Origin of the sequence: Sporocytophaga myxococcoides DSM 11118 (assembly GCF_000426725.1) — a bacterium.
Lineage (GTDB): Bacteria > Bacteroidota > Bacteroidia > Cytophagales > Cytophagaceae > Sporocytophaga > Sporocytophaga myxococcoides.
Genome location: NZ_AUFX01000003.1, coordinates 140,807 through 156,525 on the forward strand (window position 1 = coordinate 140,807; position 15,719 = coordinate 156,525).

The following is a 15,719-nucleotide window of genomic DNA, read 5'->3' on the forward strand; positions in this document are numbered from 1 at the left end:
TAATTTTATTTATTTTTAAAAATTTTACTCTGGTTATTTCTGGACTCTTTAATGGTCATGACTCCTCTTTCAGTTTCCTTTTTGACCCTGATAAGTATACCTTCGTCATCATACTCATAAAAAGTAGCATAATTGTTTTCATCAAGTTCTGCTACCAGTTTTTGTGTTGAAGGATCATAAACAAAAGACTTCATATTACTTTTAAAAGGATGTACCCGAATGTCATCAAAAAAAGCATTATTTCCTTCGCTCTCATTTACCAATTCAATCTGAATATTTTTTGCATCAGAAGGAACAGTAAAAGATTGCTCAACTCTCTGCCATCCATCTATAATTGGGCCAGAAGGGCGAAAAAGTGGAAACTCATCAACTTCTCCATTATTAAATGTAATCTTGATTCCTGTGTTAAGAAATGTATTGGTTACATCTGTTAAAGGCTCTTTTACCCATGCAGATAATAAATATTTCTGATCCGGTAAAGGGGAAAAAGAAGTTATACACTCCGAGCAAGATACAGGAGTACATGATGAATAACTTTTAGAGATTGTTAACTGAAGATCATTTGACTTAACAACATTGGATGGGGTACCATCTGCACCTTTTCCTTCGACTGAGAAATTGGTGACTGCTATCTGATTTGTATATTGACTACCATTAGGAATTTTATAGAATAATCCAAGTTCAAGTTTATTATAGCCCAATAATTCCGAATTGATGCTAACCTGATTACCAGAAATAGTAATTGAATTGTTGATAAGAGTTCTTGCATTATTATCATCTACCTTATATAGGACTCCGGTTGCGTCAGGAACCAAGTCCAATGCACCAATGGAAAGCTTATCTATGATGAGCGTAAATTGATTCATCTTCTCTGGACCTGCATTTTCAATGACATAATTTACCATTATGTTCTCACCAAGTCTCACTGAAGAATTACTATTATTCTGCCCACCACATGCAAGGAATGCACCACCTTTCAATACGAAAGATCCAGCATTATTCCATGTTTGAAGAGAGTGTTCAAGATTAGGATCATTCTCCGTAACAGTAGACTGATAGCCAGCATCCTGTCTAGGTAATTTGGCTTGTGCTTTTACCTTTGCAAGTATATAAAAATATACTGCTGTACCACAAGTATTATTAAGCCTAACATTATTAATCACCAGATTCTTTTTATTCAACGGAAAAGGTACTTTGCTTACAACAAAGCCTTGACCGACTAAGGTGCTATTTGTCCAATTTGCATATGGCTTGAACTCGGAAACTGCTGGATTACTGTTTGTGCCGATATAGAATTTAAGAGCCTCATTGGTAAAAGACATTTTAGAATTCAATGAATATGTGATATTGTTAAAGTTATATGTACCAGGTAAATTTCCATTGGCTGCGTAAAGGCCTATTCTCACATACCCTTCTTCCCCTGAATTAAAAACTGCATCAGCAAGATAGGAATCAGCTATGGTCTTTGAGAGCGTACATCCAGTTGCTATATTTACGCTTGAAGAAACAGAGGCTAAAGTTTGATCTGTATATCCTATCTCAAATTTGTCGTTATATCCGCAAGAAGCAGGTAGGTCATCATCTTCATAATAAACTACAAAATCATTAGCTGCCTGAGCTGCCACAGGCATTCCTTCTACAATTATATACTCGAGACTTTGGTTGAGATTTAAAATCCTGTTGTTCGAATTGATAGTGCTATACAGTGTTGAGCTTTCTACTGATTGACCGCATACCTTATATTTCACTATAAAACTTGATTGTATTGGTGTTGTGTATTGGTTAAAGAAATCAATATGTGTAACCCTTGTGTTCTTCCTCATATTAACTCTAATTCCCCTTGCAGAAGAAGATGTAAGATAAGTGCCATTAGTCTCTATTACTATGTAGTTACCAGCACTTTTTGAACAATAATCTTTACAGGTGCTATAATCTAAACGTCCAAAGAAATGGTTCAAGGATTGTTTGTATGTACCGGGAGTATAAGTAATTTGTCCATATCCTTCATCCGTTTTAGAAGCAAATCGTTTGATAAGGCCACAACTGGTTTGTTCCTGTAATTGCTTTAAAGGATCATTTTCTCTGATTTTAACTGCCACCTGATGATTAGCATCTAAAGTCGCATTATTATGCGGTCTAAGATAGACCATAAAGCGATAGTAATTACCACCACCAGCATTGTCAATCTCAAAGATAAGACTATCCCCTACAACATTTGCAGATATCTGTTCACCATGATGATATCCATAATTATCGGATATATAACTCTGATCATAATATCTCCTGACTGTGATAAAATCAAAATCTGCTTTATCATAATACATCGCAAATCGTATCTTATTCACGAAATAAACATTACTTACAGTTATATCATAGTAAAATGGCTTATCTACACTTCCTTGGTTATGTGACAATCCGATAGAAGGCTGACGATCTCCTGAAGTGCCTTTTGGAATCGTAACAACTGTTTTAGCTTGGGTGGCGTTTTCAAATGGGCTGTTAGCAGGTGTAATTAGTTTGGCCTTCAAATCAAAAAAGATTTCTCTTGTTAAAAGAGCTGAGCAATCTTCATTCAGAAAATTATTTCTGATATTGAATATTGGAATATTTATGGAGTTCCAACCTGTGGTTATTGTCAATAATTCCACGTTAAAAATGATCTCGTGATTATTTCCGGATTGTACATCCGAAACCTTTGTCATTCTTACTTGCTCTGTACCTGCAGAAATATTGGTGCTAAATCCATCCGCACCAGGAAAGCAGAATTCATGAGGTATAGTAAGTTTTAGAACATAGTCTTTGTATAGATCAATGTTATATTTCATACTTACGCTAAGCTTAGTGCTTACTACATGTTCTTCAAAAGGATAATCTCTGGTTGAAGCAACCTTAACCTCATTATGTTCCAATACTCCCTGCGCAAATATGCTAGAACAAAACAACAACAATAGAAATGGAATAATTTTTTTCATAAAAGCAACATATGTATGTATTGCATTATTATTTATCTATATGTAATGTTAGAATCAGTTCTCTATTGAGCTGAAGTCGGATTACATGGATCTATGATTTTATTAATCTTCTTAGAAGATTTTGGTGCAACCTGAATTGCAGATCTTCCAGTATGCGATTCGGTATGAGTTATTGTCGGATTTTGTGACCTCCAGCTGAAATGATCATCATTACAGTCACCATAGTCATAGTCTTCAAATCCGTCAAAAGCACTCTCTTGATATCTTGAGTTGTTAGAAGTAGCTGTTGCTAAATTTCTTCCATATCCGAACTGTGCCATGGAATATCTGTCCAATGCATCCTTATTCTCTATCTCCATTCCTATCTGGTTATAATTTTCAATTTGAACAACAGATTGCCATTTAGTAGCAGGGATATTATTCACTTTATCAAACTTGCCGTCTGTATAAGTCCAGAATGGAATGAAGGTATCGGAAAAGTATCCATCTCGTTTAATATCAACATTATTGTTAATGTTTGCCTGATATCTCTCGGTAAGGTATGTCCATGCTTTATAAGATCTGAGGCTGCCACGTTTGCCAAGAACAAATGGATTTCCTTCTGCAACTTGTTTGTCATCCAGACAATTACAAAACGCCTTCCAAAAAAACTTGAACTCCGTCGCTCCCGCATTGATTACTCTGCTGAATTGCAGGCTGACATTATTAGCCAATGGATCATCCATACATGAAATTGATCCAATAGGAGTCATAGCCACATTCCTCAAGCCAGATCTGATGATTTTTATCCTTGTTATACCGGTAATCTCATTACCGTCTTTATCGATAATAATCTTTTTGCCTGTTGTAACGTATCTGTTATTATCATAATACCCAAGTTTATACCCACCAGACGATTCACATAACAGTTCATCCCCATCATTCAGAAAGGCTGTCTTAAAGTTATCCAATGTAAAGCTTCCTCCATTTTTATAGATGATGCCTTCATTGTTATATGCGAGTTTCATTTCATCATAAGCCCAGTATCCAGGATATTTAAAGGTCCATATAGGATCATGGAATTCATTATCAACTTTTGTCAACAACACTTCTCCTGTTTCCTTATCCCATGCAAGGTTTTCAGTAGTGATGGTCTGGCCGTTATCCATTGCTATGGTCTTTTCCAGAATACCGATTCTATTGATGACTTTTGTTGTTACCACTGACTTGAATTCTGTTGATTCAAGATTCCATGTAGGCATTGGAATTACTCCAACTATCGGTATTACCGGGAAAATACCCTTGACATTAAAATCAAGGCCTCCACCAGCAGTTACAGATTTATAATATTTAGTATCATGAACAATATCAACATCCACACCTAACTGAGTATTCAAAGACTCTCCTTCTATAGCAAGATTGGCAGGATTTATATATCGAACAGAATTACTTAAACTTCCATCTGTATTCTTTTTATACCTGTACTCCACATATGAAATAGGCTGAACATCCTCTCCATTTCCTGCAACTTCCGGCATTACTTTTTTAGATTTCTCCTTGCCGTGCATATCATTCAACTCTACTTTATATCCCTGGCTACAGGTAACGATATCTGTTGCTCCTACTTTTAGGAAGTTAAGAATCAGATTAGGTTTGTCTCTCTTGTGTTTAAGTTCTGTTCGTTCAGTAATAGTAGGAAAATCTTTTGCGGTATAGAATTCCTGTTCTACAAAACCAGTTCCATTACCTTTTAACTTTTCTACATCATAATTACTTGACAAAACTTTAACTGGGGTTGTCACAACCTTAGTATAGCCAACAGTCGGAGACGGAAAAAACATTTCTCCAAATGGTTCTTCTAAGTAAAACTCTCTGGATGGAGCTAAAGGCAGCTTTTGTATGCTGAAAACAGGAAGCCTGAATGGATTTTCATCATTTCCCACCATAGGCTCATAGGATGCCACCCCTGAACTAATTGGTCTCTTGGTTGGCTTGCCATTCTCGTCAAGCACATTTGACAGTTCGTTAGTAACATAGTCGTACTTCTGACCATAATATGCTACTTCTTTATTTCCGTTTGAAGTTGTTTCTTTGTAAGCCCCCATCATATTCCAGTTATCAGACATAATAACTGCTTTCACGCGATGTCCACCACCAAGTTTTTTCTTGTCAACATCGTTAAGTCTCACAAAAGATTTGTTGGATTCAATGGTGTTACTGTTACCTTTTGCTTCCATAACTGAAGCAAATCCGGCAAAGAAAGAAAGGATATTGTCTGCCTGCGCAATCATCGTTTTAATGACCTGCATAACACCATTTGTTTCTGCATCACCAAGCCCTTTCAATTCTCTTCCCAGATTCATCTTTGCGAACATCCATCCGTTTCTGACTATCGGATTAATGTTCCTGGAGTTTGAACCTTTGGTCTTATCAGGAATCAATTGAATAATTGCTGTTGTGTATTTATTTCCACCTAAAGGATTTTTTGCTATACTTCCGGAAATATTAATTTCTGTATAGCCTGGTACATATTCAAATTTATCTTGTACCAGAGGATTGGGGTCATTGATTACGTTTAGTTTTGCCTTATAATACATTAAATCAATTCCGTCCAGATATTCTTTTCGCAGTATTTCATTGGCATGATTTGCATCTCTCGCTGTAAATCCTTCTCCAAGGTCAACATGCAAAAACATCTTTCCTGCAAGTCCTCCATCTGTTATGTCAAAAAGTGTATTGTTGGGTGTTGTTGCGCTTGTTCTGCTGAAGCCTAAAATTTTAAACATTCTCATGGCTCGCTTATTCTGAACGTATGCATAGTCATCACTTTCGTAATGCACTCGGATTGTTCCTCCTGTGGGTGTATATATTTTGGTAAGCGAATATGCCTCAGATTGTTTGTCCTGGAGTGTCGTGTCCTGATCTGTATAAGGAAAAGCCTCATTACCTAAAGTTCCTGCCAACTCGCTTTGTCCTTTATAGCTACCCCATCTGTCATACTCCTTCAGGTTGTAAGCAGGATTAAAGTCTGAATAATCAAAAGCATATGGGTTCAAAACACCCTTTCCTGAAAAGCCATATGTAAACCAAACTTTCCTTAATGTCAGCTTTCCTTCTCCCTCTTCCAAAGTTGCTGAACTATTTGGTGTCTTAGGGCAAAGAGTATAATCATATTTAAAATGTACTGTTTTAACCGGCTCTTTAGAGCCGTTAAGTTTATCTGCTTTTGAGAAAAGATCTATTTTGTCAAGTTTGTAAAGAGTATTTTCTGCAGATGTGCTTAATCCTCCGCTTAAAGATTTTACGCCTCTGCCATCTTTTCTGGGGGACAGATGAAATTCAGCAACATGGGTTCTTGTTTCTATCGAATGTAGATACCATACTTCTTTCTTACCATAAAGGTAGTTAGCCTTATCATCATTGTCTTTAGTTTCTAGACCGTCAGTAAAAGAGGCCATATTTTCCTGATAAGGAGTTCTCCATTGAAAATTCTGTGAAGTTCTTACATAATTAAATTTAGTATAATTACCAAGGTCTCCATCTGAGGGCCCTGGAATATTGTCACTGTCTACATAATCACTGGAAAGAATACATGTAAGTAAATATGATGTAGCATGTGCTCCTGTCGTAACTTTATTGTAGCTTCTGTCTATTCCGCTTGTATTGCCGGTGCTTGCTTCTGTTGATGAATATTGTACCAGATTCTTTTTAATTGCGGATGATTTTGGTTCTGACTTAGTAGTAGCATCTACAGCAAATGTAACTTCTTCCTGATAATTATTGTAAACGGGAATTCCGTAGCAGTATCTTGAGCCACTATTATCGGTCACTCTTATCTCTGTGATATGATGACCTTTCCTGTACTGATCAATTCTGTCCAGATTATCTCCTACATAAGTAATTGCATTATCTTTTCTTGAATAACTGTTTGAAGAGGTATTGGTATTTACATCAAACTCATTAAGATGATGATTGCGGATAGGCATCAGGGAATATTTATTGAATGCTTCACCTGCAGTAATGTAAGTAAATTGGTTGTTACGTTTACGTCTTAACTGTCTTTTATTGTTTTGTCCTAAAGATGCATTTCCTATATTGGGTTTCTTCTTGTCAAACATACTCCCATCAAGCATTCCATCATTTGATATAAGATTATATCCTAATGTGCTTGAACCTTTCTGGACATTATTCAAAAAGTCTCCATCTGTTTCTGGTGCTGTTTCACCTATCTTTTTAAAATAAACCATTTCTCTGGCAGTATTATAATCAGCAGTAGGATCGTTAAAATTCTGAAACTGACCATTTGACCAACGCGAACTTACAGTGCCGACATGGCTGTATTTAACATCCACATTTACCTTCATTGAAGGTGTGGAACCTGATCCAAAACCAACTCCAAGTTCTCCGACATGATTTTCTTCAATATTGATCGGATCTCCAACATTCCCGACATCTCCACGGAACAATCTGTACGATCCTCCTACACCCTGACCAGAAACACTAAATATATCATAAGTATAATTGGTCAAAGCAAGATTTTTAGTTGCATCATTAAATCCACCGCCATCTTTTTCTCTATTGAAATCATGCATTGCATCATCACTCTGACCATCAAGGCCAGAATACATGTAACCATAAGCAGGGTTCTTTTTTGATGTACTCTTTAGAAACTGACCAGTATAGTATCCCCCAATGCCAAGTAATCCCTGCTCAACAGCTTCATTACTCAATTCAAAACTGAGGTTAAGTGTAGCATTAGTATTGATAAGATCATGACTAACTGATGGCGTGTAAGTCGGGAATGCAAATCCCATAAAGGAATCGTGCCCTCCAGATCTTTCTGTTGCTTTACCTGCTTTATCTTTTCCAGTATAGGAATAAGATGTAGATAGGGACATTCCTTTTAGACCTTCTCTTGTGCTGTATGGAAAGCTCAGATTAGCTCCGAATCCTGTTTCGCTCCTTCCATTGTCCTGTCTGGGCCCAAGACCTACACTAGGGGTTATGCCAGCTCCATCTTCAGAACTCATATTAAAATCAACCCCTAACCCAACTTTGTATTTGGATTTACTGCTTAAAGGTAAATCAATTGAAGGTCTTATGCCCATCCCAAAGCCGAATCCGTTATAGTTGTTATAAAACAAATTCATAGACTGAGTTAGTCCTACTTTAAATCCCCATGCTTCGAGCTTTGCAGGATTGAATGAAAAATTAAGACCGAAAGTCTGATTAGGTTTAACATTATAAATAGTTTCAACCTCATCACCAGCAAAGTCATCTGGCAAGCCTCTCACGTTTCTATTTATCGCACCAACATTTACATTCCAACCTAGGCCTACCCAGCTTGCTTCAGCATCGGGCGTTATACCTGCTGCATAATTCAAATTGATAGGATATCCTCCAACATCCATTAATGGAATATTATAACTGAAATCCCCTGTAAACGGATCAACCATGTTGTCCATACCAGCGGGAGCAAATTGTTGAGTCTCCGGTTGAGAAGGTCCTGATGTTAAAGCCAAAGCTCTATATGGCAAGGCTCCTGTTATAAAATTGAACAGGAAAAATATCGAAATCGGACGTTTATATTTTCTTATTGTAGCCAGCATTGTCGCTATAATTTTATTTCAGGTAATGATTGATATTGCTTTTCTGAAAGATCTATTCTTAAGTCTCTTTTAAATCCCAGGATATCTCCTTTTAAGCCTGCTGTAAGGCTTTTAAATGAAATGCTTGATGGTATCAAGACAGATAAATGATGTGGCTGTCCCATTAATGTTGATGGAAAAATTTCAACTATTGAATTATGGAGAGTATCCGTTTTATCTTTTACAAAAAATAGATTTTCCTTCAATGAGCTAAAAAATTGCTCTTTATTGAAAGCTTTATTAACAGAAGGATTTTTATACAGTATTTCAATGTTTATGTAATGATAGCCTCTTTTGGTTTTGAAATTTTCTTTATATAAATCTAATGAAGTATCTACATTTTTTACTGTACTCATTGCTGCATCAAGGACTGCCGGCTGATACCATATTACGGCATCATATTCAGAATTTTTCATTATGTCATAAGTAATCCCCTGCTGTTTCTTGAGCCAGTTCTGATACTCAGGAATAGTAAGAGCTGCAGACGTGTGCCATGTAGTACTGTCTATTATTCTGACATTCGAATTAAAAGAATCTTCCTGTACTGTAACTGTAGGAGAATTCCTTTTTTCGCAAGAGAATAAAACAACAACTAAGGCCACCCATACGAAAAACTTTAATGGATGAAGCATTTATTAATTATTTAAATAAGCATAGTATACCTGACCAAGAGGATTAAAAATTACATCCTTTTTGCAGTAAAATCGAACAATCTAAAAACTCAAAAAGCTAAATAATTCTGTTTTATCTATCTACTTCTAAAAATCACAAGTCGTCACAAAAAGCTTTTGAATAATTACTTCGTCAAAAATTATAAGACAATATTAGAGTAATTCTTCTAGACAAAAAAAAATCTATCTATTGAACTTTAAATTTACTTGTGTCATAAATTATAAAAAAACAAAAAAAGATTTTTATTTAATAGGCTATAATACAAATAATTAATTTTATATACCTCTAATTTTATATACCTGCCATTGGCGTAATAAATGATTAAAAAGTAAATAAAAAAGTTATTCACATCGAAAAAAGTAGTCTTGACACTTTTATTTAATTAAATAAATTCTTGTTAAAAGAATATCAATTAAATATTAATTTATTACTTTTTCATTACTTCAATAAATCATTCTTCTAAAACTTTATCAATTTAAAATCTATCATATTTATTACATTCAAGGTATACACTTACAAAGTTTAAAGTATCAGTGATTTTACTATCAGTACTTTCGACTAATAAATGAATCAGCCAAGCGTTTTTTTTATCCTGAATTAAATAAAAGCCTTTCCAATGTTTTAAAAAGTAAGAATTATATTTACCTATTTTCTCACAATGGCTATTGAGACCAATATCATTACAATTAAAGAGCCTCCTCTATTTAGTTTTGCAGAATGTCTTTGGTTTCTGAACAGAAATTATGATGACTGTTCTCATACAGTGAAAGAGGATGCTGTATGGAAGGCTTTGCAGCTGGGAGAAGAGAACTATCTTCTTAAGATTTATGAAAAGGATAAAACAATAAACATAGAAGTGGTTGTTGGGGCTGCAAGTGTAAAAAGTAAAAAGCTTCTAGAAACTTTTATAATTGATTGGTTTGACCTTAATAACATTCTTGAACCATTTTATAAAGTACTTAGAAAAGACAAGCAATTGTCTTATATGTATAAGGACTTTTATGGTCTTCGTCTTATGGGCATTCCTGATCTCTTCGAGTCTCTTTGCTGGTGCATCATTGGTCAGCAGATTAATCTTTCTTTCGCATACAAATTGAAACGAAGATTGGTAGAGAGGTATGGTACAAAGCTGGAATATGAAGGATCATCATTTTATATATTCCCTGATTTCAAAGTACTTGCACAAGCCGCAGCAGAAGAATTAAAAGCGATGCAGTTCTCTTCTGCCAAAGCAGCATATCTGATCAACATCGCTCAAGTCTTCTCAGATGGAGTGTTAAGTAAAAGTATTCTTAAAGCATTACCTGATCAAGAAAGCAGATATAAGCTACTTACAAGCTTCCATGGAATAGGCACATGGACAGCCAATTATGTACTTATGAAAACAATAAGAGATCCGAACAGCGTTCCACATGGAGATGCGGGATTGCTTAAAGCTCTTATAAATCATGGTATTATAGATGATAGAAAGGATACTCAAAATATTAAACTCTTTTTTGAAAGATATAAAAACATGGAGAGTTATATCGTTATCTATTTATGGAGAAGTCTGGCTATCCGTTAAATTCAGCAAGATTCAGATTGAAATATGTCAATTAATATTTCATCTTTGATTATCTTTTATATAAATCACGATATATGGAGTGCAATAAAATTGATTTTGAGAGAATTGCCAAAGCAATTGATTTTATCTCAAAAAATATAAAAGCCCAGCCTTCCCTGGAAGAGGTTGCGGAAATAGTTCATTTGAGTCCATATCATTTTCAACGATTATTTACAGAATGGGCCGGAGTAAGTCCTAAAAAATTTCTACAGTTTCTTACGATTGAGTATGCTAAAAAAGTACTTGAAACTTCAGCTTCAAAATCGCTTGCAGAAACAGCCGAACAGTCGGGTTTGTCAACAACCAGCCGTTTGCATGATCTCTTCGTAAACATTGAGGGTATGACTCCAGGAGAATATAAAAACGAAGGTGAAAATCTTACGATCAGGTATAGTTTAAGAAATAGTCAGTTTGGGGATTATTTAATTGCTTCAACCGGTAAAGGTATAAGCAATTTATACTTCTTTGACGGTGAAGAAAAAAGTGTGATAGAAGACCTGAAAGCTTCATGGCTCAGGGCTGACATTATAGAAGGCACCGATGATGATCAGGCAAAAGTAGCACGTTTCTTTGCTAATGATTTTACTGATTCAGAAAAAATAAAACTTCATTTAAAAGGGACAGAGTTTCAAATTAAAGTGTGGGAAGCCTTATTAAAAATACCTCAGGGAGTCCTAACTTCTTATGGACAAATTGCAGGAAGCATGAATCAAGCCAATGCCTCAAGAGCTGTAGGAACAGCTATCGGAAGTAATCCTGTAGGTTTTATAATTCCATGTCACCGTGTAATAAAGAGCGTTGGAGGTATAGGCGAGTTTCGTTGGGGAAGTCACAGGAAGAAGGCTATGATTGGCTGGGAAGCAAGTCAGCTGAACTCAGATTAAAGATTATGAACTTTCTATTGCTTTCTCAAAGAAATTTTCGTCCATAGGAAAAATCAAACTGAAAAATTAGTTAAGATTGAAAGTATATACACATTCTCCGTTCCTCTCTGCATAACTTAGTTTAATTTTTTTCAGAATTACTCATTTCCGTTTTTATTAGATTGTCAGGAAAGTCATTCATCCAAATAATCGCTATTTGGTATATAAAAATTTCCTTTTTGTCTATTCTTGCCAACCTCCTCACGTGATTGAAGTAATTTAGCCTTAGAAACTCAATCTAACTACTGTAAACAATGAAAAAGATATTATCCACGGTTATATTTTCTGCATTTATAGCTTTTACTTCTTTCGCTCAGAATCAGGGACAACATCAGGGACATCAACATGCTGAAGGTGGTCATGAGCAAAAGACTCCTGAACAAAGAGCAGAAAATCAATCTCAAAGACTAACTAAAGAATTGTCATTAACAGCGGATCAGACAAGCCAGATTAAAACAATTATTCTAACTCAGGAGCAAAAGGTTGAGGAGATAAGAACAAAGTACAAAAGTGCGACAGATAAAAAAGCTGAACGTCAGGAAATTCAGGATCTAAGAACCAGTAGTGAAGATGAAATTGAGAAGGTATTAACAGCTGATCAGTCAACTAAATATAAGGAACTGAAAAACAAAAAGCAGAATCATGATTCCCCAAATAATGGAAAAGGCCAAAAGCATAACTGAGTAAGTTTTTAATTTGTCCTGTTTTCAGCAAGCCATCTCGTCCCGGTGATGGCTTGTTTTTTTATATATCATCCACATGTTATTGTTACCTTAATCTTAATCTTTTCAATTCTAAGACCTAATCTAAATAGCTGATTAGTGTTTTTTGATAAAGCAATTTTATAGAAAAGAATAGATTGATTATAGCCTCCTTTAGAATCCGTCTGTATCGGCCTTTACTATATTTCTTAATCCTATTTCCGGGGTTGTTGGTTTAAAACTAAAATACTTTTCAAATTTGCTACTGTTAAAAAAGTAGTCTCTTTCATTCTGGTAATTCATCTCTTTTAATTCTTTCATTATAGGAATAAATAAGCCCAGTATTCCTATCAACCATGATGGTAACACCATATATCTAGGAGTAATTCTCATTTCTTTAGCGAAAAGTTCTATCCATTGTTTGCCGGTTATTTTTGTTGCATCAGTTGGTAAGTGCCAGACTTGATTATAACAATCAGGTGTATTGCCTAATAATGCCGTGGCCTTTGCAGCATCCGGGGTATAAGTGAAATTATGAATTTTATTTACACTTGCCATCCAATTTGCGGCCTTACCCTTTCTTAAATTTTTATATACAAGCTCATTCATAACACTATTCTTTATGGAAGGACCATAAAAGTCTGCTGATCTTGCTATGAGTGCTGTTAGTCCGTTTTTAGTCTCTTTCATAATCTTGTCTGCAATTGCAGCACGAATCTTTCCCTTCTGACTTGATGGCTTTACAGGTGTTTCTTCTGTCATGTTTCCTATATAATCCGGATCATACATGTATACATTATCAAAGAAAACCAATTTTGCATTATATCTTTTGCAGGAATCAATTACTTGATTGATCAACGGAGGCCACTTTTGTTTCCATACGCTAAGCTTATATTCGAATCCGATGGTTAAATAAACAATATCTGATCCCTGTATTGCTTTGTCTACATATGAGGGATCTGATAAGTCAGCAGGAAATAGTAGATCATTCGGATTTACTTTCTTAGGATTGCGACTTACAAGTCTGATGTCTTTTGTGTATGCCAAAAGTTCTTTGGCAAGATCTACTCCAATTGCACCGCCAGACCCTAATATAGTTTGCATGTATTTTAAGTTTAATTTATGTTCTGAAAGATCAGAAAAATTTACGTCTAATGTCGGATTTAATTTATCCTTTTCAATTATTAATTTTTAATATGTATAAAGTCAAATAGCTTTTAAGATATTAAATCTTAAAAGCTATAATGAATGATAAGTTAAGATTAATTACAGTGTTACCACTACCTTTCCTCTTGTTTTGCCGGTCTCTATTTGTTTGTGAGCTGATTGAATGTCATCAAATGAAAACGTTTTCGAGATATGAGATTTTATAATTCCCTTTTCAAGAAGTCTTGCAAGTTCTTCCATATCTTTTCCATTGGAAGTTACAAGAAAATTATAAGCGATTACTCCTAACTCTTCTGCTTTCTCCTTCAAACCTTCCTGTAAACCCGAAGGTATACTTATAACAGTCCCTCCTTTTTTAGTTGATAATAATGATCTCGAAGCATTATCACCTCCCATAGTATCCAATACAAAGTCAGCATCTTTCACAATTTCCTCAAATCGCTGTGACTTGTAATCTATGTGCTCATCAGCGCCCAGACCGAGTACAAAATCCTTGTTTTCTATGGAAGATGTCCCTATAACATATGCTCCCAGATATTTAGCAATCTGAATAGCATAATGCCCTACACCACCAGCTGCAGAGTGTATAAGCACCTTTTGTCCTGATTTTACTTTAGCATTATCCACCAAAGCTTGCCATGCCGTTAATAAAGCAAGTGTAGCACCAGCAGCTTCCTCATGGGTAATATTGGAAGGTTTTTTAGCTATATGATTTGCAGGGGATACTACATATTGAGCATAGGCAGATGCCAGTCCAGGGAAATTTACCATCCCAAATACAGCATCACCTTTCGCAAAACCTGTTACCTCTTCTCCAACTTCTCTTACTATACCTGATATATCCCATCCAAGCACCAGTGGTAAATTATCCTTGAATCTTCCTGCAAGTCCCTTGCCGGATCGGGTTTTTACATCAACCGGATTTATGCTAAAGGCTTTAACCTCGATTAATACATCATTTTTCCCTGCCAATGGTACATTAATATTAGTAGGAATAAGTTTTTCCGGGCCACCGAATTCGTTAATTATAAATGCTTTCATATATTTTTGTTGTTAAATTTATATCACAAATGAACAAGGAATTTATATACCTCATCTTGTACTATCTCAGGTTTATCCTGTATATTTAAAGGCATATGGTTAAGGAAAATATTTATCAACCTTTTGAGATTTTTTTTCAGGAACTGGAGGAAGCACCTATTTCCGGACATTCTCATAACTTTTTTGAACTTGTCTATATAATTGATGGTACTGGTAAGCAATGCATTAATAAAAACAAGTTTGACTACTCAAAGGGCCACTTTTTTTTATTGACTCCCAAAGACCATCATTCCTTTGAAATTGAAAAGACAACTAAATTTTTCTATTTAAGATTTGGAGATATTTATTTAAAATCAAAAGAACAAAAAGACCCTTCATATTTTGAAGCCTGGACGTCAAGATTGGAGTTTATTTTTCAGAATGCGAGTAATCTTCCCGGTTGTATTTTAAAAAATATTGAAGACCGGATACTTGTAAAGAACATTGTAGATAGCCTTATTAAGGAATATATTAATAGAGATGTTTACCACCAGGAAGTAATCAATCAGCTTGTTAATACCGTAATTGTACTAGTTGCAAGAAGCATTTCAAGGTCTTTCCCTTTGAAGCTCCAAGAGAAAGGATCTTCTGAAGCTATGCTGTCTATAGTAAGATATGTTCAAAGTAATATTTATAAACCCGAAATGCTGAAATCTGAACAGATCGCCATGCATTTTAATCTATCGCAATCTTATGTGGGTGAATATTTCAAAAAACATACAGGAGAAAATCTTCAGCAATATATTACCAATTATAAACTACAGCTAGTAGAAACCAGGCTCCGATACAGTGATCTTAGGATAAATGAAATTGCATTTGAATTAGGATTCACGGATGAAAGTCACCTGAACAGAATTTTTAAAAAATACAAAGGTACTACTCCATCAGACTTCAGAAAAAAAACACTTAACCCTTTATAATACCCTGATTACATAAGGTCCTAACCTCCTCTGAAAACCTTTGAACATTTTCAA

At 35.1% G+C, this 15,719-nt stretch carries 9 protein-coding genes; 4 read left to right on the forward strand and 5 right to left on the reverse strand.

Annotated features, from left to right (window positions below; all coding sequences use genetic code 11):
• Positions 1-5 precede the first annotated feature (5 nt).
• The 3 genes from K350_RS0100360 to K350_RS0100370 all read right to left on the reverse strand — a co-directional run bounded on the left by K350_RS0100360 (position 6) and on the right by K350_RS0100370 (position 9,231).
• Complete coding sequence (locus tag K350_RS0100360; RefSeq protein WP_156026789.1) at positions 6-2,972, reverse strand: hypothetical protein; 2,967 nt, start codon at positions 2,970-2,972, stop codon at positions 6-8.
• A gap of 62 nt (positions 2,973-3,034) precedes the next feature.
• Complete coding sequence (locus K350_RS0100365; protein WP_028978224.1) at positions 3,035-8,560, reverse strand: hypothetical protein; 5,526 nt, start codon at positions 8,558-8,560, stop codon at positions 3,035-3,037.
• Positions 8,561-8,565: 5 nt separating this feature from the next.
• Positions 8,566-9,231 carry a hypothetical protein gene (locus K350_RS0100370; RefSeq protein WP_028978225.1) on the reverse strand — a complete coding sequence of 222 codons (666 nt, stop codon included), beginning with the start codon at positions 9,229-9,231 and terminating at the stop codon, positions 8,566-8,568.
• 698 nt (positions 9,232-9,929) lie between these two features.
• Between K350_RS0100370 and K350_RS0100375 the strand changes: the two genes are divergently transcribed.
• The 3 genes from K350_RS0100375 (at position 9,930) to K350_RS0100385 (ending at position 12,480) form a co-directional block, all read left to right on the forward strand.
• A complete protein-coding gene (locus K350_RS0100375; protein WP_028978226.1) occupies positions 9,930-10,835 on the forward strand; it encodes a DNA-3-methyladenine glycosylase family protein in 906 nt (301 codons plus the stop codon).
• 74 nt (positions 10,836-10,909) lie between these two features.
• Positions 10,910-11,758, forward strand: coding sequence for a methylated-DNA--[protein]-cysteine S-methyltransferase (locus K350_RS0100380; RefSeq protein ID WP_037573469.1), 849 nt, complete (start codon positions 10,910-10,912; stop codon positions 11,756-11,758).
• 293 nt (positions 11,759-12,051) lie between these two features.
• Positions 12,052-12,480 (forward strand): hypothetical protein, encoded by a 429-nt coding sequence (locus tag K350_RS0100385; protein ID WP_028978228.1) that lies wholly within the window; start codon positions 12,052-12,054, stop codon positions 12,478-12,480.
• Between the two features lie 192 nt (positions 12,481-12,672).
• Here K350_RS0100385 and K350_RS0100390 read toward each other — a convergent pair whose 3' ends face one another.
• Together K350_RS0100390 and K350_RS0100395 are read right to left on the reverse strand one after the other, a co-directional pair.
• Complete coding sequence (locus tag K350_RS0100390) at positions 12,673-13,602, reverse strand: NAD-dependent epimerase/dehydratase family protein (RefSeq protein ID WP_028978229.1); 930 nt, start codon at positions 13,600-13,602, stop codon at positions 12,673-12,675.
• Positions 13,603-13,764: 162 nt separating this feature from the next.
• A complete protein-coding gene (locus K350_RS0100395) occupies positions 13,765-14,706 on the reverse strand; it encodes an NADP-dependent oxidoreductase (protein ID WP_028978230.1) in 942 nt (313 codons plus the stop codon).
• Between the two features lie 95 nt (positions 14,707-14,801).
• Here K350_RS0100395 and K350_RS0100400 point away from each other — a divergent pair, with 95 nt between their 5' ends.
• Positions 14,802-15,665: an AraC family transcriptional regulator gene (locus K350_RS0100400; RefSeq protein ID WP_028978231.1), complete on the forward strand. Its 864-nt coding sequence runs from the start codon at positions 14,802-14,804 to the stop codon at positions 15,663-15,665.
• The last annotated feature ends 54 nt before the right edge of the window (positions 15,666-15,719 follow it).

Excerpts from the sequence above, each read along its gene's own strand:
- K350_RS0100365 (WP_028978224.1), bottom strand. The coding sequence starts at position 8,560 with ATGCTGGCTACAATAAGAAAATATAAACGTCCGATTTCGATATTTTTC.
- K350_RS0100375 (WP_028978226.1), top strand. The coding sequence starts at position 9,930 with ATGGCTATTGAGACCAATATCATTACAATTAAAGAGCCTCCTCTATTT.
- K350_RS0100385 (WP_028978228.1), top strand. The coding sequence starts at position 12,052 with ATGAAAAAGATATTATCCACGGTTATATTTTCTGCATTTATAGCTTTT.
- K350_RS0100380 (WP_037573469.1), top strand. The coding sequence starts at position 10,910 with ATGGAGTGCAATAAAATTGATTTTGAGAGAATTGCCAAAGCAATTGAT.
- K350_RS0100360 (WP_156026789.1), bottom strand. The coding sequence starts at position 2,972 with ATGAAAAAAATTATTCCATTTCTATTGTTGTTGTTTTGTTCTAGCATA.
- K350_RS0100390 (WP_028978229.1), bottom strand. The coding sequence starts at position 13,602 with ATGCAAACTATATTAGGGTCTGGCGGTGCAATTGGAGTAGATCTTGCC.
- K350_RS0100370 (WP_028978225.1), bottom strand. The coding sequence starts at position 9,231 with ATGCTTCATCCATTAAAGTTTTTCGTATGGGTGGCCTTAGTTGTTGTT.
- K350_RS0100400 (WP_028978231.1), top strand. The coding sequence starts at position 14,802 with ATGGTTAAGGAAAATATTTATCAACCTTTTGAGATTTTTTTTCAGGAA.
- K350_RS0100395 (WP_028978230.1), bottom strand. The coding sequence starts at position 14,706 with ATGAAAGCATTTATAATTAACGAATTCGGTGGCCCGGAAAAACTTATT.